20 protein-coding genes are annotated in these 21,823 nt (G+C 74.4%); 10 read left to right on the top strand and 10 right to left on the bottom strand.

Annotation, left to right across the window (positions count from 1 at the left end; all coding sequences use genetic code 11):
- Nucleotides 1-154: 154 nt before the first annotated feature.
- The 4 genes from ACZ6ZI_RS19970 to ACZ6ZI_RS19985 all read left to right on the top strand — a co-directional run bounded on the left by ACZ6ZI_RS19970 (nucleotide 155) and on the right by ACZ6ZI_RS19985 (nucleotide 3,581).
- Nucleotides 155-874 (top strand): 2OG-Fe(II) oxygenase, encoded by a 720-nt coding sequence (locus ACZ6ZI_RS19970; protein ID WP_469522477.1) that lies wholly within the window; start codon nucleotides 155-157, stop codon nucleotides 872-874.
- Nucleotides 875-975: 101 nt separating this feature from the next.
- Nucleotides 976-1,908: a class A beta-lactamase gene (gene bla / locus ACZ6ZI_RS19975; protein ID WP_469522480.1), complete on the top strand. Its 933-nt coding sequence runs from the start codon at nucleotides 976-978 to the stop codon at nucleotides 1,906-1,908.
- Between the two features lie 126 nt (nucleotides 1,909-2,034).
- A complete protein-coding gene (locus ACZ6ZI_RS19980; RefSeq protein WP_469522483.1) occupies nucleotides 2,035-2,589 on the top strand; it encodes a YbhB/YbcL family Raf kinase inhibitor-like protein in 555 nt (184 codons plus the stop codon).
- Between the two features lie 98 nt (nucleotides 2,590-2,687).
- Entirely contained in the window at nucleotides 2,688-3,581 is an 894-nt protein-coding gene (locus tag ACZ6ZI_RS19985) for an AraC family transcriptional regulator (RefSeq protein ID WP_469522485.1), read from the top strand.
- A 21-nt stretch (nucleotides 3,582-3,602) separates the two neighbouring features.
- Here ACZ6ZI_RS19985 and ACZ6ZI_RS19990 read toward each other — a convergent pair whose 3' ends face one another.
- Both ACZ6ZI_RS19990 and ACZ6ZI_RS19995 read right to left on the bottom strand, forming a co-directional pair.
- Nucleotides 3,603-3,953 (bottom strand): UBP-type zinc finger domain-containing protein, encoded by a 351-nt coding sequence (locus tag ACZ6ZI_RS19990; protein ID WP_469522488.1) that lies wholly within the window; start codon nucleotides 3,951-3,953, stop codon nucleotides 3,603-3,605.
- Nucleotides 3,954-4,107: 154 nt separating this feature from the next.
- Nucleotides 4,108-4,596, bottom strand: a complete 489-nt coding sequence (locus tag ACZ6ZI_RS19995) for a DUF3995 domain-containing protein (RefSeq protein WP_469522491.1) — start codon at nucleotides 4,594-4,596, stop codon at nucleotides 4,108-4,110.
- Nucleotides 4,597-4,666: 70 nt separating this feature from the next.
- Here ACZ6ZI_RS19995 and ACZ6ZI_RS20000 point away from each other — a divergent pair, with 70 nt between their 5' ends.
- On the top strand, nucleotides 4,667-5,260 hold the full coding sequence (locus ACZ6ZI_RS20000; protein ID WP_469522493.1) for a TetR/AcrR family transcriptional regulator: 594 nt from the start codon (nucleotides 4,667-4,669) through the stop codon (nucleotides 5,258-5,260).
- Between the two features lie 19 nt (nucleotides 5,261-5,279).
- Here ACZ6ZI_RS20000 and ACZ6ZI_RS20005 read toward each other — a convergent pair whose 3' ends face one another.
- From ACZ6ZI_RS20005 to ACZ6ZI_RS20015, 3 genes are all read right to left on the bottom strand, one after another.
- Nucleotides 5,280-5,726, bottom strand: a complete 447-nt coding sequence (locus ACZ6ZI_RS20005) for a hypothetical protein (RefSeq protein ID WP_469522497.1) — start codon at nucleotides 5,724-5,726, stop codon at nucleotides 5,280-5,282.
- A 108-nt stretch (nucleotides 5,727-5,834) separates the two neighbouring features.
- Complete coding sequence (locus tag ACZ6ZI_RS20010; RefSeq protein WP_469522500.1) at nucleotides 5,835-6,053, bottom strand: ferredoxin; 219 nt, start codon at nucleotides 6,051-6,053, stop codon at nucleotides 5,835-5,837.
- Nucleotides 6,054-6,058: 5 nt separating this feature from the next.
- Nucleotides 6,059-7,252, bottom strand: a complete 1,194-nt coding sequence (locus ACZ6ZI_RS20015; RefSeq protein ID WP_469522503.1) for a cytochrome P450 — start codon at nucleotides 7,250-7,252, stop codon at nucleotides 6,059-6,061.
- A 111-nt stretch (nucleotides 7,253-7,363) separates the two neighbouring features.
- Here ACZ6ZI_RS20015 and ACZ6ZI_RS20020 point away from each other — a divergent pair, with 111 nt between their 5' ends.
- Complete coding sequence (locus ACZ6ZI_RS20020) at nucleotides 7,364-8,020, top strand: TetR/AcrR family transcriptional regulator (protein WP_469522505.1); 657 nt, start codon at nucleotides 7,364-7,366, stop codon at nucleotides 8,018-8,020.
- Between the two features lie 46 nt (nucleotides 8,021-8,066).
- On the opposite strand, the gene ACZ6ZI_RS20025 is transcribed toward ACZ6ZI_RS20020, so the two are convergent.
- Nucleotides 8,067-9,056 carry a virginiamycin B lyase family protein gene (locus tag ACZ6ZI_RS20025; protein WP_469522507.1) on the bottom strand — a complete coding sequence of 330 codons (990 nt, stop codon included), beginning with the start codon at nucleotides 9,054-9,056 and terminating at the stop codon, nucleotides 8,067-8,069.
- Nucleotides 9,057-9,105: 49 nt separating this feature from the next.
- Entirely contained in the window at nucleotides 9,106-10,350 is a 1,245-nt protein-coding gene (locus ACZ6ZI_RS20030; RefSeq protein ID WP_469522510.1) for a helix-turn-helix transcriptional regulator, read from the bottom strand.
- 419 nt (nucleotides 10,351-10,769) lie between these two features.
- On the opposite strand from ACZ6ZI_RS20030, the gene ACZ6ZI_RS20035 reads away from it, so the two are divergent.
- The 4 genes from ACZ6ZI_RS20035 to ACZ6ZI_RS20050 all read left to right on the top strand — a co-directional run bounded on the left by ACZ6ZI_RS20035 (nucleotide 10,770) and on the right by ACZ6ZI_RS20050 (nucleotide 17,039).
- Complete coding sequence (locus tag ACZ6ZI_RS20035) at nucleotides 10,770-14,129, top strand: ALF repeat-containing protein (RefSeq protein ID WP_469522513.1); 3,360 nt, start codon at nucleotides 10,770-10,772, stop codon at nucleotides 14,127-14,129.
- 89 nt (nucleotides 14,130-14,218) lie between these two features.
- A complete protein-coding gene (locus ACZ6ZI_RS20040; RefSeq protein WP_469522515.1) occupies nucleotides 14,219-14,728 on the top strand; it encodes a hypothetical protein in 510 nt (169 codons plus the stop codon).
- Nucleotides 14,729-14,883: 155 nt separating this feature from the next.
- Entirely contained in the window at nucleotides 14,884-16,413 is a 1,530-nt protein-coding gene (locus ACZ6ZI_RS20045; RefSeq protein ID WP_469522518.1) for an FG-GAP-like repeat-containing protein, read from the top strand.
- A gap of 122 nt (nucleotides 16,414-16,535) precedes the next feature.
- Entirely contained in the window at nucleotides 16,536-17,039 is a 504-nt protein-coding gene (locus ACZ6ZI_RS20050; RefSeq protein WP_469522522.1) for a TspO/MBR family protein, read from the top strand.
- Between the two features lie 109 nt (nucleotides 17,040-17,148).
- Here ACZ6ZI_RS20050 and ACZ6ZI_RS20055 read toward each other — a convergent pair whose 3' ends face one another.
- From ACZ6ZI_RS20055 to ACZ6ZI_RS20065, 3 genes are all read right to left on the bottom strand, one after another.
- The gene (locus ACZ6ZI_RS20055) at nucleotides 17,149-18,408 is read right to left on the bottom strand and encodes a phospholipase D-like domain-containing protein (protein WP_469522525.1); all 1,260 of its coding nucleotides are present in this window, start codon (nucleotides 18,406-18,408) and stop codon (nucleotides 17,149-17,151) included.
- 150 nt (nucleotides 18,409-18,558) lie between these two features.
- The gene (locus ACZ6ZI_RS20060; RefSeq protein ID WP_469522527.1) at nucleotides 18,559-19,305 is read right to left on the bottom strand and encodes an LmeA family phospholipid-binding protein; all 747 of its coding nucleotides are present in this window, start codon (nucleotides 19,303-19,305) and stop codon (nucleotides 18,559-18,561) included.
- 11 nt (nucleotides 19,306-19,316) lie between these two features.
- A complete protein-coding gene (locus ACZ6ZI_RS20065) occupies nucleotides 19,317-21,752 on the bottom strand; it encodes an MMPL family transporter (protein WP_469522529.1) in 2,436 nt (811 codons plus the stop codon).
- Nucleotides 21,753-21,823 lie beyond the last annotated feature (71 nt).

Here is a 21,823-nt window from a genome sequence, read left to right on the forward strand (position 1 = left end):
TTTCGTATCACCTTAGTGCCCAACCCCGGCCCGGGCCGGCCCGGCCGGGCCCCCCCGCCGCCCCCCCCCCCCACCGGGGGGGGGGCCCCCCCGGCCCCCCCCGGGGGGCGCACCACCCCGCGGACCCACCCCACCCCCTCCAGGCAGGACCCGCATGACGACGCAGACAGCAGCCGACACGACCACCTCCACCCCCACCCCGGAACCCGCCGCGCAGCCCCGCCGAGGGTCGGCGGTGCACAGGGACGCCGTCTGGAGACTGCCGACCACGGTCTGCCGCATCACCGACCTGCTCGGCGCCCGGGCCTCCGGCCGCCTCCTCGACCGGGCCATCGACACCGCCGCCGGCACCATGAGGGCCTCCACCATCCGGGACGGGGACGTGGTGCCCACCTTCCGCCGGTCCCGCTCGGACGGCACCTTCACCGCACCCGAACTGCTCGCCGCCATCAACGAGGTGCTGCCCTGGGTGGAGCAGTCCCTGGGCGTCTCCTGCCCGAACAGCGAGATCTCCTACGGCCTGAACGTGCACAACGACGGCGACTTCTACCGTGCCCACCAGGACGTGGGCACCCTCGACTTCGCCTCCAGGCGCCTGCTCACCTTCGTCTACTACCTGCACCGCACGCCCCGCCCCTTCGAGGGCGGCGCGCTGCGCGTGTACGACGGGGCGACCTCGCTGCACCCCGACGGACGGCCCCTGACCTGGGAGGACCGGGCCTGGCAGGACTGGGGCCCGGACCACGACAGCATCGTGTTCTTCCGGCCCGACCGGTGGCACGAGGTCCGCACCGTCACCTGCCCCAGCAAGGAGACCGGGGACAGCCGATTCGCCGTCAACGGGTGGCTCTGCCGGCCCGGGCCGGCCGCCTGACGGGCAATCGGTCCGAAGGGGACGGAACCGTCGCAACCGGGTCGAGCGTCATGATCGGCAAGGTTTCGAAGGAAGAGTGAAGAGGGAGAGGGAGAAGGAGCATGCCCATGCGTCCCACCCGCCGCCGTACCGTCCTGACCGCCCTCGGCGCGGGGGCCGGCGCCGTGCTCACGGCCGCCGCCCCCGCCCCCGCCTCGTCGCACCCGCCGAGGTCCCCGGCGCCCACCGCGGGCGCGGTCGCCCGGGCCCTGGAGGACCTGGAACGCGAACACGGCGCGCGCGTCGGGGCGTACGCCCTGGACACCGGTACCGGCCGCGCCGTCGCCCACCGGGCGGACGAACCGTTCCCCATGTGCTCGGTGTTCAAGACCCTCGCCGCCGCGGCGGTGTTGCGCGACCTCGACCACGACGGCTCGACCCTGGCCCGCCGCATCCGCTACACCCGGGCGGACACCGAGCGTTCGGGCCATGCCCCGTGGACGGGGCGGCCGGAGAACCTCGCGAACGGCCTGACGATCGGCGAGCTCTGCCGGGTCGCCATCACGCACAGCGACAACACCGCGGCCAACCTGCTGTTGCGCGAACTCGGCGGCCCCTCCGCCGTCACCCGCTTCGCCCGTTCCCTCGGCGACCGCGTCACGCGCCTGGACCGCTGGGAGCCCGAACTGAACAGCGCCGAACCGGACCGCGAGACCGACGTCACCAGCCCCCGGGCCATCGGCCGCACGTACGCCCGGCTGGTCCTGGGCGACGCCCTGGACCAGCCGGACCGCGCCCTGCTGACGCAATGGCTGTGCGCGAACACGACGAGCGGCAAGAGGTTCAGGGCAGGACTGCCCGGCGAGTGGAGGCTCGGGGACAAGACGGGCGGCGGCTCCTTCGGCACGAACAACGACGCGGGCGTCGCGTGGCGACCGCACGGGGCCCCGCTGGTCCTGGTGGTCCTGACGACCAAGCCCGCGCGGGACGCACCGGCCGACGACGCCCTGGTGGCCCGCGCGGCCGGCGTACTGGCCCCCGCCTTCGCCGGGTAAAGGTCGCAGGTTCTTGCCCGATCCTCCCGCCGGCAGCGGCCTCCCGCCGGACACGTGCTCGGATGGGGACGTGCCCCCGGATCCCCGGGGCGACACCCCTTCAGGACACGAAGAAGGACGAAGAAGTTGAGTGATCAGGTGCTGTCCCGTCCGCTCCGCCCGCTGCCGCACGACTTCCACCCGCCGGTGCCCGGGTTGGCGGTGACCAGCGCCGACCTGACCGACGGCGGTACCCTCCCGGACGCCCACGTGCACGCGAAGGGCAACTCCTCGCCGCAGATCCGCTGGTCGCCCGGCCCGGAGGGCACCGCCGGCTACGCGGTCACCTGCTACGACCCGGACGCGCCGACCGGCAGCGGGTTCTGGCACTGGACGGTCTTCGACATCCCGGCGGACGTCACCGAGCTGCCGGCGGGCGCCGGAACCGGGGCCTTCGAGGGGTTGCCCGCCGGCGCCGTGCAGGTGCGCAACGACTACGGCAGCAGGGACTTCGGCGGGGCGGCCCCGCCGGCCGGCGACGGCCCGCACCGGTACGTGTTCACGGTGTACGCCGTCGACCGGGACAAGCTGGGCCCGGACGCGGACGCCTCGCCCGCCCTGGTGGGCTTCCACCTGCGCTTCCACGCCCTCGCCCGCGGCGCCCTGACGGCCCGCTACGAGGAGCCGGCCACCGGGGCGTAACCGCGCGGCGCGCGAGGACTCGCCCGATCTCCGCAGGTTCTTGCACGATCCTGCTCCCGGTGGCGGGGATCGCGCCCGCCGCGTGGTGGGATGGCGGCATGTCCCTCCACGAGCTCCGCGAGCTGCTGGGCCGCCACGCGCGGCCCGACCTGAGCACGGCCATCGACGGCGTCCGGATCTGCCGGGCCGAACCGGGCGCCGAGCCGGAGTACGCGATGTCCGGCGTGATGCTCGCGGTCATCGCCCAGGGCGCCAAGCGGCTCGCGCTCGGAGACAGGGTGTACGAGTACGGTGTCGGCCGGTACCTCGTCGCCTCGGCCGACCTGCCGGTGGTCGGACGCGTCGCCCAGGGGCCCGAACTCGGCTTCGGCATGACCCTGGAGCCGGCCGTCATCGCGGAACTGATGTTGCGGGCGGGCCCGGGCGACCTGCCGCCCCCGACCCGCTCGCTCCGGCCCGGGATCACGGTCAGCGACGCGCCGGCGGAGCTGATCGACGCGATCGTACGGCTGCTGCGCCTGCTGGACCGGCCGCGCGACCGCCGGGTGCTGGTCCCCCTGGTCAAGCGCGAGATCCTCTGGCTGCTGATGACGGGGGAGCAGGGCGAGGCCGTACGCCAACTCGGTCTGCCGGAAAGCGGCTTGACCCACATCACCCGGGCGGTGGACTGGATCCGCGACCACTACGCCGAGGCCTTCCGGGTCGAGGACCTGGCCCGGTCCTTCGGGATGAGCGTCTCCGCGTTCCACCGCAACTTCCAGTCGGTCACGGCGATGAGTCCGATCCAGTTCCAGAAGCAGATCCGCCTCCAGGCGGCGCGGCTGCAGCTGGCCCGGCGTCCGAACGACGTGACCGCGGTCGCCTCCAGCGTGGGGTACGACAGCCCCTCGCAGTTCAGCCGCGAGTACAAACGGCAGTTCGGCGCGCCGCCGCGCGCGGACGCGGCGCGCATGCGGTCCCGCACCCACGACGCCGCGATCGCGACGGCCTGACCGGCCCGATCCGCAGGGTGGTCAGCGGGCGGTGCGTCCGTCCTGCGCCTCGCGTTCCGGGACGAGGTACAGCTCGTCCACGTAGCACCACGCCCAGTCCTCGCCCTCCCCGGCGGAGCGGGCCAGCGGATGGCCCGTCTCGTCGGCGTGGGCCCAGGCGTGCTTGCCACGGGAACTGTCGCAGCAGCCCGTGTGCCCGCAGCCCAGGCAGACCAAAAGCCGCACCCACGGCCACCCCGCGGCGAGGCAGCGTCCGCACCCGTCCTCCCCGACGACGGGCGCCACCTGCGCGAGGTGGGCACAGGTCCGGCCCTCGGGGCGCCCCGGGTCGGGGGCGACGACCCACCGCGCCGCGGCGTCCGCGCCGGTCATCGTCGGACGCCGTACCGGTCGAGCGGGTCCATGAGGCGCTCCTCGGGTGGTGTGGTCGCGGATCGGGACCCCGGAACCGGGATCCGGGCACCCTCAGGATGCGGTTCCCTCCGGAGCGGGCGCATCTCGCGGCGGTCGTGCAGCGGATCGGCCCTCACCTGCCCGGACGGCCCCGGCGGGTGCGGTGGGCGACGTAGCCCGTCAGGCCGGCCAGGGCCAGGCAGAGGGGCGAGTACACGCTCAGGTCCCGCCGCCGGTACGAGGCGGGGGAGTCGCCGAGGGCGAACCCGGAGTGGATCAGGCCCTGGGCGCCGCGGGCCGCGAGCACCCCGGCCAGGGTCCACACGCCGATCCGGTTCAGCTTCCGCGGTCCGACCACCGGGACCGTCCGCCCGGCGCTCAGGACCGTGTAGCCGGCCGCTCCCAGCGCCCCGGCGACCCCGAGGGTCAACGGGACCGAGGGCAGCCGGTCCTCCGTCACCCCCACGACGGTCTCGGCGAACTCGGCGGCCGAGTCGAGCGGCCAGGGCGTGAACACCCAGACGACGTGCAGTGCGCCCGCCGCGATCAGTCCGGTGGCGGCGGCGACGGCGGCGGCGCGCGTGGCGCCGTCGGTCTCCGGCGTGTTCGTGTCGGTGTGCATGGTGAACCCCTTCCCCCAGGAATCATCCGTACAGCACTGTATGGATAATCCATACAGTAGCGTATGGAACATGGCCAAGGGGAGAGTGACCAGCGAGGACTGGACGATGGCGGCGCTGGCGGCGCTGGCCCGGGGTGGTGTCGCCGCCGTGGCGGTCGACGTGCTGGCCAAGGAGCTGGCCGTGACCCGGGGCAGCTTCTACTGGCACTTCAAGAACCGGGAGGCCCTCCTGGTGGCCGCCCTGGAGGCCTGGGAGCGACTGGCGACCGGGCAGATCATCGAGGACGTCGACGCCGAGCCCGACCCACTGGTCCGGGCCCGGAAACTCTTCGCGCTGGCCCTCGGGGACGAGGAGATCGCCGGACTGGAGCCGGCGATCGTCGCCCAGGTCGACCACCCCACCGTCGCCGAGGTCCTCGACCGCGTGACGCGCACCCGCCTCGACTACCTGACCCGCGTCTTCGCCGACCTGGGCCTGCCCGACGCCGACGCCCGACGCCGCGCCCTGGCCGCGTACGCCGCCTACCTCGGCTGGATCGAGCTCCGCCGGGCCGTACCGCGCGCCGCCCCGGAGACCCTGACGGACGGCGAGGGAGCCCGGGAGGCCCTGGACCACCTCGTCGAACTGCTGGTCGCCGGACTCCCGCACCACCCCGCCGGCTGAGGCCGGCCCGCCCCGCGCCTCACCTCTTGCAGGGGAACGTCACCTGCTCGCCGCGGGCGCTCTTGCCCTGGTCCGGCAGGTGGAGGGTGACGTACCCCGTGACCGCCTTCGCCTTCCTGGGCGCGGGCACGTCCACGACCAGGAACGCGACCTGCGTGGAGGCGCCCGCGCCGAAGGTGAGCGTTCCCGGGGAGACCCGGGCGCGGCCGGTGTTCACGGTCCAGTGGTAGCGGACCGTGCCCGGACCGGTCGCGGTGACCTTCCCGTCGAACGCCATGGCCACGGGAGTGCCGTCACAGGTGATGGTCTCCCCCGACTTCAGCAGGGTGACCACCTCGACCTTGGTGACCTTCACCGCCTGCTGGACCCCGCTCGGCCCGGCGACCGGTGCCGCGTGGGCGGGCGCGAGGGCCACCGAGGAGGCGAGGAGCGGGGCCGCGAGGAGCATGAGGTGTCGACGCCGCATCGTGCTGCCCTCCGGACGAGGAAGCCCCCGATCTCCGTCCCAGGATATCGGCGGGGGTGGCCCCCGGCGCGGGGGAACCGCCCCGTGGGGCCGCCCCGTCCGGTTGGGTCAGTCCGGGCGGGGACCGATCACGGCGGTGCCGTCGTGGACCGTGATCGCCTGCGCCGGGCACATGTCCGCCGCCTCCAGGATCCCTTCCCGCGCCGGGACCCGCTCCGCACGCGGCCGGGCGCGCTCCTCCTCCAGCGTGAACACCTCGGGGGCCGTGCCCGCGCAGATGCCCGACCCCATGCACAGTCCCGCGTCGACCCGTACCGTCCACGTCACGCCGCTCACCACCCGATCGGCATGACGCGCGGCCCGCGCACCAGCATCTCGGTCTTCCACGTGACGTCGCCCACGAGCTTCAGCCCGGGGAAGCGCGCCAGCAGGGCCCCCAACGCCTCCTGGAGTTCCATGCGGGCCAACGGCGCGCCCAGGCAGTGGTGGACCCCGTGGCCGAAACCCAGGTGTTGGTTCGCCGGGCGGCGGATGTCGAGGGCGCCCGGACCGGTGAAGCGCAGGCCGTCGCGGTTGGCGGCGCCGATCGCGACGAGCAACGGCTCCCCGGCCCGCACCCGGGTGCCGCCGACCTCGATGTCCTCGGTCGCGTAGCGGGCCTGGCTCGCACCGCTGCCCAACGGCACGAAACGGAGCAGCTCCTCCACCGCCTGGTTGATCAGGGCCGGCTCCTCGCGCAACAGCGCGAGCTGCTCCGGGTGGTCCAGCAGGGTGAGGACGAAGTTGGGGATCTGGGAGGCCGTGGTCTCGTGCCCGGCCACCAGGACCGCCACGCACAGGTCGACGAGCTCCAGCTCGGAGAGCCGGTCGCCGTCGGCCTCCCGGGCCTCGATGAGCGCCGTCATCAGGTCGTCCCGCGGCTCCCGGCGGTGCAGCTCGACCAGCCCGGCCATGTAGGCGCGCAGCTCCGCCTGGTTGGCCTCGAACTCCTCGGCCGTGAGCGAGCTGGTCGAGAGCGCCGCGTCGCTCCACACCCGAAACCGCGGCCGGTCCTCGACGGGCACGCCCAGCAGACGGCAGATGACGGCCACGGGGATCGGCAGCGCGAAGCGGTCGACGAGGTCGACCGGCGGGCCGGCCGCCTCCAGCCCGTCGAGCAGTTCCGCGGTGAGCGCGCGCACCTGCGGGCGCAGCCGCTCGACCTGCCGGACCGTGAACGCCCGGGCCACCAGCGACCGCAGCCGGGTGTGGTCGGGCGGGTCCATGCCCAGGATGCCGCTGTCGACCTGCGCCTCGGACTGCCGGGGCTCGTCGTGCTCGGCCGCCGCCGCCCGACTGAAGCGCACGTCGCCGAGCACCAGGCGGGCGTCCTCGTACCGGGTGACGAGCCAGGCCTCCTCGCCGTACGGCATCCGGACGCGCAACAGGCCGGGTCGGTCGCGGACGCGCTCGTACTCCTCGGCGAGCCGCAGCCCCTCGGCGGTGTTGAAGGGGTAGGCGGTGGGGGTGGTGCCGGTGGTCGTCACTTCTGCCTCCCTGGTTGTAAGCAGCTGCTTACAACCTAGGAGCGGCCACCGGGACGGTCAACGACGCTTTACGGCCGTTATCCTGACGGGCCCTCCGAGAGGACCAGCAGCGTGGACGAATCCCCCCGAGCGCGCCCCGCGGAACGCCCCCGCAACGCCGCCGCCACCCGGCAACGGCTGCTCGACGCCGCCGGCGAGCTGTTCGCCGAGCGGGGCTACGAGCGCTCCACGGTCAGGGCGATAGCCGAGCGGGCCGGTGTCAACCAGGCCCTCCTGTACCGCTACTTCGGCTCCAAGGACGGGCTGTTGACCGAGGTCGTGGCCCGGGGGAGCCTGGAGCAGCTGCACGCGACCGCGCCCGAGGAACTCTTCGAGACCGCCCTGCGCTCGATGCTCACGCGCAGCGCCCCGGGGGCCGACCGCTCCCTGGAGGTGTACCTGCGTTCCGTCGGCCGGGGGGACGAGGCGACGGGCACCCTGCGCGAGTTGGGCGGTGAGTACCAGAAGGCACTGGCCGGCCTGACCTCCGCGCGGGACGGTGCCCTGCGCGCGGATCTGGCCATGGCCTGGCTGCTGGGAATCGGCCTGATGCGGACGGTCGCCGCCCGGGAACCACTGGCCAGCGCCGACCCGGAGGCGGTGTGCCGGCTCGTACTGAGCACCCTGGACCGCTTCTGGACCCTGCCCGCCCCTCCTCCGGACGACGCCGTGCCCGACGTCAAGCCCGACCGTGCGACCGATTCCGCGCCCGACCCCGGGGCGGGTTGAGCGGGCGCGGCCACGACTCCGCTCAGTACTTCTTCCCGGACTCCTCTCAGGAATCCCCTCCGGACTCCTCGCCGTGACCGGGACGGGCCCCGGTCGGGGGCAGGGCGAGGCCCGTCGGGGTGTTGAGGCCGGTGAAGGAGAGGGTCACCTGTCCGCCGCCCGTCTCGCGCACGCGCACCACCCGGTTGTTGAACCCGTCGGCCACGTACAGGGCGCCGGCGCCGTCGAGGGCGAGGCCGAGCGGGGAACTCAGGCCGCCGATGGGCACGGTGCTCTGCGCACCGCCGACGGCGGCCACCCTCACCACCCGGTTGTTCCCGCTGTCGGAGACGTAGAGGTCACCGGCGGCGTTCAGGGCCAGCCCGGTCGGCTGGGAGAGGCCCGTGGTCGGCACGGTGCTCTGACCGCTCCCGTCCAAGGCCACCCTGACGACCCGGTCGTTGACGAAGTCCGAGACGTACAGGTACCCGCCCGGGGCCCACGCCAGCCCCCAGGGGTGCAGCAGTCCGCCGGTGGGCACCGTCGTCTGGCCCCCGCCGTCCGCGGCCACCTTCACGATCCGGTCGTTGAAGCTGTCCGCGACGTACAGGTTCCCGGCCGGGTCGACGGCGAGCCCCAGCGGACGCGACAGCCCGGTCGTCGGTACGTCGGACTGGCCCCCGCCGTCCGGTGCCAGGACCACCACCCGGTTGTTGCCGGTGTCGGAGACGTAGAGCCGGCCTGTGGCGTCCCAGGCCATGCCGGTCGGCCGCACCAGGCCGTCGAGGGGGACGGTGACCTGTTCGTCGTCGTCCGCGGGCAGGGCCAGCACCCGGTTGTTTCCGTAGTCGGACACGTACAGGGGCGGGCCCGCGGGGGACCGTACGCCGCCCGCCTGCGCGGCGCCCGCCGTCGCCGCCGGCAGTACGCAGAGCAGCAGCAGGCCCGTCGCGGCGGCCAGCCGCCGCAGCCGGCGCCGGACGGGCGGGTGGCCGCCGGCCGCCGGAGCGTCGATCCTCGTCCCCTCGGCCCTCTCGCCGACCGTTCTGCGTCCCACGACTCACCCACCTGTGTTCCGGCCGGCCGTACGCCGTCCCCCGACGACCCTAGGAAGGGCCGCCCGGACCCACGGGAGCCACGCCACCGTCGCCGCCGCCCGCCACCCCAATGCCGCCCGAGCGCGCACCGGACGGCGTGTCCCCGGCGCCCTCGACGCCGCCGACGCCGCCGAGCGCGCCGCGGACCGAGGCGAGCGGACGTCCGGTCCACCGCTGCACGGCGCGCCGCAGACCGCGGGGGTCGGCGTAGCCGGCGCGTCGGGCGACGGAGTCCAGGGTCATGTCGGTGGTGGTGAGGAGGCGCAGGCTGTGTTCCCGGCGCAGGGCCTGGAGCTCCTGGGACCAGGTGGTGCCGTGCTCTTCGAGGCGGCGCTGGAGGGTGCGCGTGCTCAGCGACAGCTGCTGGGCCATGGCGCGCAGGGTGGGGACCTCCGGGTCCGGGGAGGCCCGCAGCGTGCTGCGGAAGACGTCGAGCCAGTCGTGCAGGGGGATGGCGTCGGTGAGGGACCGTTCGGCGTGCTGTCGTAAGAGGTCGGACAGGCCGGGGGCGTGCGGCTGGGGCGCGGTGAGGTCGGCGGTGTCGAAGGTGATGGAGTTGACGGGGGCGGCGAACTCGATGGCGCGGGTGCCGTACAGGTCCACGAGGGCGCGGTGATCGCGGGGGGCCCGGGCCGCGAGCGCGACCCGGACCGGGACGACGGGGCGCCGGGCGGCCTCGCCGATGCGCTGCCGCATCAGGCCCAGCGCGTAGGCGCGTATCGCGGAGGCGACCTCGTCGCTCAGGTCGGCCGCGTTGACGTGGCTGATGGTGACGTGCCGCTCGGTCCGTTCGATGTGCATGACCTCGGTGCCGGCGTCGGCGACGGTGGCCAGGTAGCGGCAGGCGTCGTGGAGGCCTTCGAGGGGTGTCGGCGCCTGGGTGATGAGGTAGTCCCAGACGCCCAGGGCGCCCAGGGTGCTCTCCCGTGCCATCCGCAGGGAGACCTCGTGCCAGGGCACGTGGAGCGTCAGGAGCTCCCAGATGCGGATGTTGGTGGACGCCGGCGGGCGGTAGCGGTCGTCCTCCAGGTACCGGGGGGACATGCCGAGCAGGCTGGCGTACTTGGCCGGGCTGACGCCGGCGCGCGAGGCGGCGCCCGCGTTGAGGCGGGTGAACGCGGCGGGCGTCGTGCCCGGCAGCAGCGGGACGTGTGCGGGTATCGGCGCCGGGGGGCCTTCGGGCTCGGCTTCGGCGGGCCCTTCGTGGCGCGCGGGACCCTGTCGGTGGCGCGTCAGGCCCTCAGCGGACGTCAAGAGTGGCTCTAGCGTCATATCCGTCCTCGTCGGGATGGTCGCGGAGTGTCGTGGCTCGCCGTTCGAGGTGGGGGGTCGGCAGGGAACCGGCGGCCGGATCACGGCCGCTGACGTTCGGTCGGTCGGTCCCGTGCTGTCGTCCGGGCCGGAGTGTCGGCGCACACCGGATCCACGCACCATCGGTCTCCGGGTCGAGCCGTGGTGTGCCGGTCACGATAGCCACCTTCACAAGTCGGGCGTGATCAGCGGCTGTTATCGGCCGCGATCTCCTCCATACATGGCGTGATAGGGGAGTTTGCATTGCGTTACACAGGAAGAAACGTTTCTCGGAGCGGGGGTACGCCGCACCGCGCGTCGGCCGTTTCCGCACCCCGCGGCCCGGTCGGCGGAGCCCTGCCGGTCCTCGCCGGGGTCCGCCCGTGACGCCCCCGTCGCTGTGGAGCAGGCGCCGGATCCTGGGCACCGTGGCCGGCGCCGCCGCGATCCCCGCCCTGCCCTCCGTCATCACCCTGAGCGCCGGCCCGGCCCTCGCCGCCGAGGGCGACCCGATCAACGGGCTCCCCGACACCGACCGGGGCAAGGCCGTATGGGCCTACAAGAGCGGCGGCCGGGCGGTCCGCGAGGCCGCCGCCGCTGCCCTCGTCGGCTCGCCGGCCGCGGTCTCCGCCTTCCTCACGGGCGAACTGCCCCTCGCGAAGGCGGACGACAACCGGTTCGGCGTGCTCGCCGTCCTGCCCCTCGCCGACAAGTCGGTCCGCGAGAGCGCGAACGGCGCCCTGTCCGCCGGGGACGCGGCCATCGCCGCCTACCTGCGCGACGGCTACGCGCAGTCCCTCGACACGGACACGCGGGCGGCGGTCTTCACCGTCATGGACAACAGCGGGACCGCCGTCAAGCGGGAAGCCGCCAAGGCGCTGGAGTCGGGCACCCGTGCGGCCCTGCTCACCTTCCTTCAGGAGACCCAGCACACCGCGCAGCAGGAGGACGAGCGGGCCGAGGTCTTCGCGATCCTCACCACCGCCTCCCCCGAGGTCAAGAAGTACGCGGAGCGGGCCCTGAGCGACGGCTCGCCCGAGGCGATCCGTCAGTTCCTCGCCTCCGGCCAGCACATCGCCCGCGCCCGGGACGAAGAAGCCTCCACGGTCGACCAGTTGGTCAAGATCGTGGTCCGCGAGGGGCGTCGGGCCAAGCTGCAGACCGAGCAGGCCGTGGCCGCCTCGAACCGGGCCAAGGACGCCGCGGAGAAGGCGAAGGCCGCCGCCCTGAAGGCCGCCGAGGAGGCGAGGGCCGCACAGAACGACGTACGGCGCTCCGCCAAGGCGGCGAACAGCGCCGCGAGCGCCGCACAGGGCGCCGCGAGCGCCGCCCATACGGCGATCTCCGCGTCCCGCATCGCCCAGTCCGCCGCCGGCCGCGCCGGGCAGGCCGCCCAGGCCGCCGCCGGCGCCGCCGCCGCCGCGGGACGCGCCGCCTCCCTGGCCTACGGCGCCGCCATCGCCGCCTCGAAGGACGCCTCCAAGGCCTCGGCCGCGCGCCAGGCGGCCCAAGGCGCGCGGGACGCCGCCGGTCGGGCGCGTACCGCCGCGGCCGCCGCTGTCCACGCGGGCGACGCCGCCCGGCAGTCCTCCGCCGCCTGCGCCGCCGCCACCGGCGCCGCCCAGAACGCGGCGGCCGCCGCCAACGCCGCCGCCGACGCGGCCGCCTCCTCCGGCATCGCCGCCTCCCAGGCGGCCCGGGCGAGGGCAGCGGCGGCCGAGGCCGACGCCGCCGCCGCACGCGCGGCCCGGGCCGCGACCCTCTCGCAGAGCCTGGCGAACAGGGCCGCCACCGCCGCCGGCGTGGCGCGCGACGCGGCCAACAGTGCCGCCGACCACGCGGAGAAGGCCGCGGCGGCGGCCGAGGACGCCGCGGCCAACGCGGGCAAGGCCATCGACTACGCCAAGCGTTCCACCGCCCACGCGGAGGCCGCCTTCACGGCCGCGAACGCTGCGGCCGACGCGGTCAAGGAGGCCCGGGGCGTCGAACAGGCGGCCCGGGACGCCGAGACCGCCCGCATCGCCGAGGACACCGCGATGGGGGTCGAGGAGGCCCGCCTGCGCGCCCGGGAGGAGACGGAGGAACTCACCCGGGCGGAGCGGGAGCGCACCCAGGCCGACAAGGCCACCGCGGACGTCAAGGACCTCATCGCGACCGCCGGCGAGGCGCTGCGCGCGGGGGACCTGGGCGCGGCCGTCACCGCCGGCCGCAAGGCCGCCGTGGGGCTCCTCGACTCGTCGGGCACCTGGACCTCGGAAGCGGCGGAGTTCGCGCTCGCCGGCGACGAACACGACGTCGCCCGCTGGATCGACACCGACCGTCTCCTCGCCGAGCGGCAGGATGACCGGGAGACCGTGCTCGTCATCGCCGCCACGGCCGGGTCTGAGGTCGCCGCGGCCGCCCACCGGGCGCTGGCGAGCGACGATCCGAACGCGGCGCGCGACTTCCTCACCCACGGGATCATCGAGGCCTCCGCCACCCCGAACCGGGTCAACGTCTTCGAGCTCCTGAACCGGAACCCGGGCAAGAGCGTCAAGGCCAAGGCCGAGGCGGCCCTGGCCGACGGGAGTGCCCTGGCCCTGCACCGCTTCCTCACCGTCGAACTGGTCGAAGCGGTGAAGGTCGACGACCAGGCCGAGGTCTTCGCCCTCCTCTCCTCCGGCGGCCCCTACACGAAGTCCGCCGCGCAGATCGTGCTGGAGGGCCCCGCCCGGATGCGGCGGAGCTTCGTCGTCCAGGACAAGTACGAGGTCGCCCGCCTGGACCAGGACCACGCCACCCACATCTCCGCGATCCGCGCCTCGATCGCCTACGCCGCGAAGGTCGCGGCCAAAGCCCTGGAGCACGCGGCGCTGGCCTCCAAGGTGGCGGCCGAAGCCCGTCAGGCCGCCGCCGACGCGAACAAGTGGAAGCTGAAGGCGCAGGACTACGCCGCGGACGCCGAGAACGCGGCGCGGGACGCGAGGACGAACGCGGACGCCGCCGACGCGTCGGCGGCCGAAGCGGCCAGGTCCGCGGCGAGCGCCAAGCAGGCGGCGTCCGTGGCCCGGGTCGCCTCCCGCTCCGCGAACTACTCGATGCGGCAGGCCGCGTCCTCGGCCCGGCAGGCGTCCTCCTCCGCGTCGAACGCCCAGTCGAGCGCCAGCGCGGCCAGTGCCTCCGCCCGGCGGGCCGGTCAGGACGCGCGGGCCGCCGCCGCGGCGGCCGGCGAGGCCCGCGCGATCGTCATCGCGAAGGCCAGGGCCGAGGCGGTGGCGGCGGCGCAGAAGGCGGCCGAGGAAGCCCGACGGTACGAGGCGAACGGCACCCACCCCTCGCAGACCGCCGACAGTGACAAGCCCTGGTACGTGGAAGCGGGCCTGTGGCCTTCGGACACCGGCAGCGACAAGGACTGGGCGAAGGTCACCAAACACTGGTCCACGATCGCCAGTGGGGCCTCCTTGATCGCCCTCGGCGGCGGCTTGCTGATACCGCCAGCCTCAGGCGTCCTGCTGCCCGCCTCATTCGTGCTCGGCGGGGTCGCCGTGGCCCTCAAGGGCGTGAGCGCCTACTTCACCGGCCAGGCGTACGGCTGGGACAGCAGCGAGTTCCACACCTCGGTGGGGATGTTCGTGCTCGGCGGCATGTTCCTCGGGAAGTCCGCGTACCTGGAGAAGACGGGTCTGGCCCACACGGTGGGGGGCATCGTCTCGGAAGCCGTGGGCGAGGGGGTGATGACGGTCATCGGCGTGCTGACCTGGTAGGCCCCTCCAGTCCCTTTGGCCCCTCCCGCCCCTCGTCGTTCACGGCCGCCCCGACGGCCGACCCCCTCCGCACGAAAAGGAACAACGCAATGAAGCTCGTACGACGCGTCCTCGCGACCACCGCGGCGGCCGCGGCCTGCATCGCCGTCGCCGTCACCACGACGTACGCCAGTGAGGCCCCCGCCCGGAGCACGGCCGCCGCCGCCGGCGTGAGCGCCGACCGACCGCCGCACCCGGTGGAGGACTTCGCCTACCCGGACGCCGCGAGAATCCAGACCGAGCTCGGCATCGTCCTCAAGCGCGGCGACGGACACATCGTCCTCGCCGACTGCGCCTCCACCACCGGCCTGATGGAGGTGTACTCCCGGACCAAGGGCAAGATCTGCTTCCGCGTCACCGGGAAGACCGGCCACCTCAGCGTGGAGATACCGGCGGTCTACGGGATGAAGGGCGACGCCACCCACGAGGCCGACGTGACGCTGACCGCCGAGGGCAGCCGGCAGAACGTGACCGTGGCCGCCAATGAGTGGAAGGGCGTCGGAGAGGCCGCCGACCCCGAGCGTCGCGACCACGTCCTCGTCGAGATCTCCGTCTCCTAGCGCGTCCTCCCCGGCGGCGGGCGGGGCCCACCCGCCGCCGTACCCCCCGCCCCACCCGACGCCGTACCCGAGCGTCGCACCCGACCGTCGTTCCGCCCGCCGTGCCGCGCGGCCGGAACACCCCGCATCCGCATCGCATCCTCATGGAGAACGTCTTGTCACACGCACGCACCCGCAGAGCCTGGATCGGCGCCACCGCCGTCGCCACCACCCTGGCCGCGGGCATGATGGCCTCGCCCGCGCAGGCCCTCCAGGGCGCCCCGGCCGACGCGGCCGCGTACGCCCACACCGCGAGCATCGTCATCGGGAACTCCGAGCGCGCCTGCACGGGCACCCTCGTCGCCCCCCGCTGGGTCCTCTCCGCCGCGAGCTGTTTCGCCGACGCGTCGGGCAGCGTGCAGCCCGGCAAGCCCAAGACCGCCACCAAGGTCGTCGTGGGCCGCGCGGACCTGACCCAGACGACCGCCGGAGCCACCCGCTCCGCGATCCAGCTCGTCCCGCACGCCGACCGGGACCTGGTCATGGTGAAGCTGGACACCGGCATCGCCCAGGTGAAGCCGGCCGTCCTCGCCACCACCCCCGCGACCGCCGACGAGGCCGTCCGGGCCGCCGGCTTCGGCCGCACCAAGACCACCTGGGTACCCGACCGGCTGCACACCGCGCCCTTCACCGCGGTCGGCGACACCTCGGCCGATCTGACCCTGACGGCCTCCGGCGACGGAGTCCTGTGCCAGGGCGACGCGGGCGGCCCCGTACTGCGCGAGAAGGACGGCAAGCAGGAACTCCTCGCCGTCACCAGCGCGTCCTGGCAGGGCGGATGCCTCGGCACGCCGGCGACGGAGACCCGCACCGGGGCCGTCGCGACCCGCGTGGACGACGTACGGGCCTGGGTCGAGAACACCGCCGCCGCCGTACCCGGCGACATGAACGGCGACAACAAGCCCGACCTCGTCGCCGTCGACGACGCCGGCAAGCTGCTCCTCTACCCCGGTACGGGAACCGGCGCCCTCGGCGCGCCCGTCGTCATCGGCAGCGGCGGCTGGTCGGGCGCCTCCGTCAGCCACCGCGGCGACTGGAACGGCGACGGCATGGAGGACGTCGTCGCGCGGGTCGGCGGCGAGCTGCGCTTCTACCCCAACCTCGGCAACGGCACCATCGGCGCGCCGATCAAGATGGCCACCCTGCCCACCACCGCCCGGATCCTCTCCGTCGGCGACACCAACCGCAACGGCAAGCCCGACCTGCTGGTCACCCACTCCGACAAGCTCTACATCCACCACGGCGCCGTCGGCACCGCCCCGGCCGTCGCCACCCCGATCCTCATCGGCACGGGCGGCTGGGACGTCATGGACCTCAGCGCGCCCGGCGACGCCGACCGCGACGGCACGATCGACCTCCTGGCCCGCGACACCCGCGACGGCATCCTGTACCACTACATGGGCCAGCCGGACGGGAAGACCTTCACCTCCCGCACCGAGTACGGCCGCGGGTACACGACCGCCTTCCGGCCGCTGATCGCCTCCGGTCCCGACGCCAACGGCGACGGCACCGCCGACATGTGGGCCACCGCCGGTGACGGCACCCTGAAGTTCTACAAGGGCGGCACCTCCATCCACGGCCCGATCGACGGCCCGAGCGTCCAGGTCGGCAGCGGAGGCTGGGGCGGCATCGCGTCCATCGGCTGACACCCCCCGGGACCGGGCCGGGCCGACCCCTCCGGTCCGGTCCGGTCCCGGCCGCATCCGATCCGGGCCCCCGGGCGGAAGACCGGGTGTCCCTTATGGTGCGAGCCTTGCCCGGAGCCGTGATGTCTGGATCGGTGGACCCCGTGACCGCGCGTGGGGCGAGGGCGTGGGGCGCCCTCGGCGGCTTCCTGCTGGCGGTCTACGCCGTCGCGGCGGTGGGCGCCCTCGCCTCCTCGGACGCGCCGGCGGTCTACGCGTCCCTGGAACGACCGGCCTGGGCCCCTCCCGCGTGGCTGTTCGGCCCCGTCTGGACCGTCCTGTACGCGGGCATCGCGGTCGCGGGCTGGCTGGTCTGGCGGCGTCGGGCCGCCCCGCACCGGGGCCGGGCGATCACGTGGTGGGTCGTGCAACTGGCCCTCAACCTCGCCTGGACCCCCCTGTTCTTCGGGATCGGCGCGTACGGCCTCGCCCTGGTCGAGATCGTCCTCCTGGCGGCCGCGATCTGCGTCACGGTCCGATACTTCGCGGGGGTGTCCCGCGCCGCCGCCCTGCTGCTGGTGCCCTACCTGGGCTGGGTCTGCTTTGCCGCGGCCCTCAACGCCGCGATCTGGCGGGCGAACGGCTGACGGCGGCGTCACGGAGGCCCGGCAGAGGATCAGCGCCGTGTGGGAGCTCCTCGGCGGCTGAGGCGGGGCGCCGGCCCCGGGTCGTCGGCCCGGGACCGCCGGCCCCGGGTCACAGGAAGCGGCGCAGCGGCCGGACCGCGAGTTCCCGGGCGCGGTGCAGGACGGAGCGGCGGCGCCAGCGCTCCGGGGCGATGCGCGTGCTGTCGCGGAGGTCCCGGTCGAAGTCCTCGTCCAGCTCGCGGGTGACGGTGGGGTCCATGACCGCCAGCATGACCTCCTCGTCGTGGTCGAGGGAGCGGCGGTTGAAGTTCGACGAGCCGATGAGGGAGACCACCGCGTCCATCGTCATGATCTTGGCGTGCATCATCGTCGGCTGGTACTCGTGGATCCGCACCCCGGCGGCGGTGAGTTCCTCGTAGTGGTGCCGGCCGGCCAGTTGGCACACCCGCTTGTCGGTGTGCGGGCCGGGCAGCAGGATCTCGACGGTGACGCCCCGGCGGGCCGTCGCGCACAGCAGCTCGACGAAGTAGTCGTCGGGGGCGAAGTAGGCGGTGGCCAGACGCACCCGCTCCTGCGCCGATTCCAGGACGACCCGCATCAGGGTCTGCATGTCCTGCCACCCGAAGGCGGCCGAACCGCGCACGACCTGCACGACGGCCGAGCCGGCGGGCTCGTGGTTCACGAAACGGTCGCGGTCGTCGAAGAGTTCGGGGTGGCACTCCGCCCAGTTCTGGGCGAAGGCCGCCGCGATGCCGTCCACGGCGGGCCCGCGGACCTCGGCGTGCGTGTCGCGCCACTCGCGCGGGTTGCGCGCGTCGCCGCACCACTCCTCGGCTATGCCGACGCCGCCCGTGAAGGCGGTCCGTTCGTCGACGACGAGGACCTTGCGGTGGCAGCGGTGGTTCTGCTTGAGCGGGGACAGGAAGACGGGTCTGCGGAACCAGGCGACGTCCACCCCGGCGGCGCTCATGCGGTCCAGCAGGTCCCGTTCGATGAGGCGGCTGCCGAAGCCGTCCAGCAGCAGCCGTACGCGCACGCCGTGGCGGGCCCGTTCGGCGAGGGCCTCGGCGAACCGGCGGGCGATGTCGCCCTTCCAGTAGACGAAGGTCATCATGTCGACGGTGTGCCGGGCACCGGAGATGGCGTCGAGCATCGAGGCGAAGATCGCGTCACCGTTGCGCAGGGGGCGTACGGAGTTGCCCTCGGTCGCGGCGATCCCGATGAGGCGTTCCAGGCGGCGTCGGATGCGCCGGATGCGTTCGTCGGTGTCCTCGGGGCCGGTTTCGAGGCTTCGGGCCCGCGTGTCCTCGAACGGAACCTCGAGCGGGACCTCGGACGGGGTCGGGGTACCCGTGTCGGTGGTGGTCATGGGGCGCCTCCCGGTGACGTGGTGATGGACGGCGCGCGTATGCCCCGAACGACGACCTCGAACCCGAACGACGACCTCGAATCCGGGCGGCACCCGGGAATCCGGCCCGGCCCGACTCGGCCCGTCCCCGGCCGGCCCGGCGGCCTGCGGTCAGGCGAGGCTGACCCGCCCGGCCTCGGCGTGCGCCGTCACGCCGTCGGGCCCCACGGTGACGGTGGTCGGCGTCAGGCCCAGGGGGAGGGGCGGCAGTCGGCGGCTCTGCGCGGACAGGGTCCGCTCGATGGCGGGGGTGTCGGCGGGCAGCCGTCGGCCGGCCAGGGTCGCGCTCTCGGCGTGCAGGGTGACCACGCCCGCGTCGAGCCGGAGTCCGGCGGTGACCACCAGCGGCATGCCCATGACGGCGGTCTCCATCCGCAGTCGGCCGTCTCCCGCGTCGGAGAGGCGCACCGCGCGGTCGCCGTCGGGGCCGAGCGCGTCGAACGGGGCCGTGAACGCGGCGTCCGCCGAGGCCGCCGTGTAACCGGCCGGGCTTTTGGCCACCTCGTGCAGGTCGACGGCGGCCTTGACCGGGATGCCGTCGGGCGTCCGGGCGTCGGCCGTGACCCGGACCTCGGGGTGGGAGCCGCGGGCCGCGTCGAGCAGGAACGGGTAGCCCTCGATCGTGACTTCGGGCGAGCTGACGTCCGCGTTCTGGCGGGCCGCTATCCGGTCGGCGAACCGCTCCTCGCCCACCTGACGGGCCAGGGCGTCCGCCGCGAGCAGCAGGGCGCCGGCCAGGAGGGTCGCGACGGCGACGCGGAGCACCCGGCGCGAGGGGCGGCGCGGCGGGGTCGTGCGCGCGGACTTCGGCCGAGGGGTGGTCGGGGGGACGGGGGAAGGGGTGGCCTTCGAGGGCATGGGGCGATACCTCAGGGGGCGGGGAGACGGTCGGGTGCGGAGTCGTCCGGCGCGGACGCGGAGTCGGGCGCCGGGTCGGGGTCGGTCTTCGGATCGGCGTTGGGGTCGGGCTTCGGGCCGGGCTTCGGGGCGGCGTCGGCGGTCGGATCCCGGTCGTCGACGGGGGCCGGCGGGGCGCCCTCGATGTCCATGTGGGGCAGGATCCGGTCGAGTCGGCGGGGCAGCCACCAGTTGCGTTCGCCGAGCAGCACCATGCTGGTCGGGACGAGCAGTCCGCGTACCACGGTGGCGTCCAGGGCCACCGCGGTGGCCAGGCCGATCCCGAACATCTTGACGACGGGATCCTCGGACAGCAGGTAGCTCAGGAACACGCACACCATGATCATCGCCGCCGAGGTGATGATGCGCGCGGTGCCGGCGAGTCCCTCCACGACCGCGCGCCGGTTGTCGCGGTGGCGCAGGTAGGACTCGCGCACGGCCGTCAGCAGGAACACCTCGTAGTCCATCGAGAGCCCGAACAGGACCGCGAACATCAGCAGCGGTACGTATCCCGGGATCGGCACCGGCCCGTCGAGGCCGAGCGGCCCGGCCCCCCAACCCCACTGGAACACCGCGGTCAGGACCCCGTACGCCACCCCGACCGAGATCAGGTTCATCACGGCGGCCTTGGCCGCGACCACCGGAGCGCGGAAGGCCAGGAGGAGCAGCAGCGCGGCGAGGAGGACGACGGTGGCGATGATGACGGGCAGCCGGTCCGCGAGCCGGGAGTTCAGGTCGGCTTGGGCGGCCGTCGGACCGCCCACGTGGGTCACGGCGTCGGCGTCGGCTCCGGCGGCGCCTTCGGTGTTGTCGGCGGCTCCCGCGACGGCCTCCGGAAGGGTGGACTCCCGCAGCCGTTCCACGAGCGTGACGGTGGCGGGATCGCCGGGGCCGGTGGTCGGCGTGACCTGCCACAGGACGGTACGGCCGTCGGGCCCGATCCGGGCCGGAGCGACGGCGGCGACCCCGGGGGTGTGCTCCAGCGCCACGGTGATCTTCGAGACGCGCGGGTCGGTGGGGCCGGCGGCTGCCGCGGGCAGGGTCGCGGTCACCTGGACGGGGCCGTTGGCACCCGGCCCGAAGGCCTCGGCCAGCCGCTCGTAGGAGGTGTGGCTCGCCGTACCGGCGGCCTTGTCGCCGGCGTCGAGCTGGCCGAACGTCAAACTCGCAGCCGGCGCGGCCAGTACGCCCACCAGCAGCAGGCTCGCGAGCAGGTAGCGCCAGGGGCGCCCGGCCACGTGGGCGGCGAGGCGGCGCCAGCGCTCACCGGTGGGGTCGGTGACGGGTGTGACGGGTGTGACGGGCGCGGTCGTATCGGTGGGGGAGGACGCCCCCGCCGGCCCGGCCGTCGCCCCCGCCGACTCGGCCGCGGCCTCCGCCGGGGCGCTCGTGTCGGCGGGGCGCGGGCCCAGTCGGTGGCCCAACAGCCCCAGCAGCGCCGGGAGCAGGGTCAGTGCCGCGAGGACCGCGACCAGGACGGCGATCCCCGGGGCCAGCGCCAGCGCGTGCAGCAGCGGCAGGCCGCCCAGGGCCAGCCCCGCCAGCGCGGCCGCCACCGCGCAGCCGGCGAAGGCCGCCGCCTTGCCGGCGCTCGCCGTGGTGTGCGCGGCGGAGTCCACCACCCCGTGCCCGTCGGCCAGGAGTTCCCGGAACCGCGTCAGGCAGAACAGGGTGTAGTCGATGCCCACGCCGAGGCCGATCATCGCCGCGATCGTGGCCCCCGAGGAGGGCATGTCGAGCACGTGCCCGACCAGACCGATCAGCGACAGCGAGATCACCAGTCCGACGACGCCCAGGAGCAGGGGGAGACCGGCCGCGAGCACCCGGCGCAGCCCGAGGAAGAGGATGACCGCGGCGGCGGCGAGGCCGATCAACTCGCTGTGGGCGGTGGACCCCTTGTCGGCGGCGGCCGCGAGGTCGCCGCCCGCGGTGACCTCGATGCCGGCCCGGCGGGCGGGTTCGGCGGCCGACACGACCGCCCGGCTGATCTCCGGGGTGATGTCACGGCCCGTCACGTCCAGCCCGACCGACAGGTACGCGGTGTGCCCGTCCCGGCTCATGGCCGCGCCGCCGGGCGTGCCGTACGGCGTGCCCACGCTCACCACGTGCGCGACCCGGCCGACCTCCTCGGCCGCGGCCTCGACGGCGCGCCGTGCGGCGTCGGAGGTAAGCGCCGGGCCGTCCGCGTCCGTGTGCAGGACGATCGGCTGGTTGCCGGAGGCCGGCCCGGGGAAGGCGGCGGCCACGTCCCGGGCCGCCTGGCTGTCGCTGCCGGGGATGACCACGGCTTCGCTGGTGACGCGGCCGTGCAGCAGCACGGCGGAGGCGAGCGCGATCAGGACGGCCGCCCAGAGGGCGAGGACGCGGAGCGGTCTGCGGGCACACCAACGGCCCAGGGCAAGGAACATCGGGCTGTGATTCCTCCGGGGATGAAGTTGCACTCTGAGTGCACATTCACCGTTGCACTTGGAGTGCAATA

Source organism: Streptomyces sp. NPDC103540, assembly GCF_055584445.1.

What these genes read in the sequence shown, in the direction of transcription:
- ACZ6ZI_RS20050 (WP_469522522.1), top strand. Translation starts at nt 16,536, where the DNA reads ATGTCTGGATCGGTGGACCCCGTGACCGCGCGTGGGGCGAGGGCGTGG.
- ACZ6ZI_RS20060 (WP_469522527.1), bottom strand. Translation starts at nt 19,305, where the DNA reads ATGCCCTCGAAGGCCACCCCTTCCCCCGTCCCCCCGACCACCCCTCGG.
- ACZ6ZI_RS20055 (WP_469522525.1), bottom strand. Translation starts at nt 18,408, where the DNA reads ATGACCACCACCGACACGGGTACCCCGACCCCGTCCGAGGTCCCGCTC.
- ACZ6ZI_RS20000 (WP_469522493.1), top strand. Translation starts at nt 4,667, where the DNA reads ATGGCCAAGGGGAGAGTGACCAGCGAGGACTGGACGATGGCGGCGCTG.
- ACZ6ZI_RS19985 (WP_469522485.1), top strand. Translation starts at nt 2,688, where the DNA reads ATGTCCCTCCACGAGCTCCGCGAGCTGCTGGGCCGCCACGCGCGGCCC.
- ACZ6ZI_RS19995 (WP_469522491.1), bottom strand. Translation starts at nt 4,596, where the DNA reads ATGCACACCGACACGAACACGCCGGAGACCGACGGCGCCACGCGCGCC.
- ACZ6ZI_RS20040 (WP_469522515.1), top strand. Translation starts at nt 14,219, where the DNA reads ATGAAGCTCGTACGACGCGTCCTCGCGACCACCGCGGCGGCCGCGGCC.
- ACZ6ZI_RS19970 (WP_469522477.1), top strand. Translation starts at nt 155, where the DNA reads ATGACGACGCAGACAGCAGCCGACACGACCACCTCCACCCCCACCCCG.
- ACZ6ZI_RS20005 (WP_469522497.1), bottom strand. Translation starts at nt 5,726, where the DNA reads ATGCGGCGTCGACACCTCATGCTCCTCGCGGCCCCGCTCCTCGCCTCC.
- ACZ6ZI_RS19990 (WP_469522488.1), bottom strand. Translation starts at nt 3,953, where the DNA reads ATGACCGGCGCGGACGCCGCGGCGCGGTGGGTCGTCGCCCCCGACCCG.
- bla (WP_469522480.1), top strand. Translation starts at nt 976, where the DNA reads ATGCCCATGCGTCCCACCCGCCGCCGTACCGTCCTGACCGCCCTCGGC.
- ACZ6ZI_RS20065 (WP_469522529.1), bottom strand. Translation starts at nt 21,752, where the DNA reads ATGTTCCTTGCCCTGGGCCGTTGGTGTGCCCGCAGACCGCTCCGCGTC.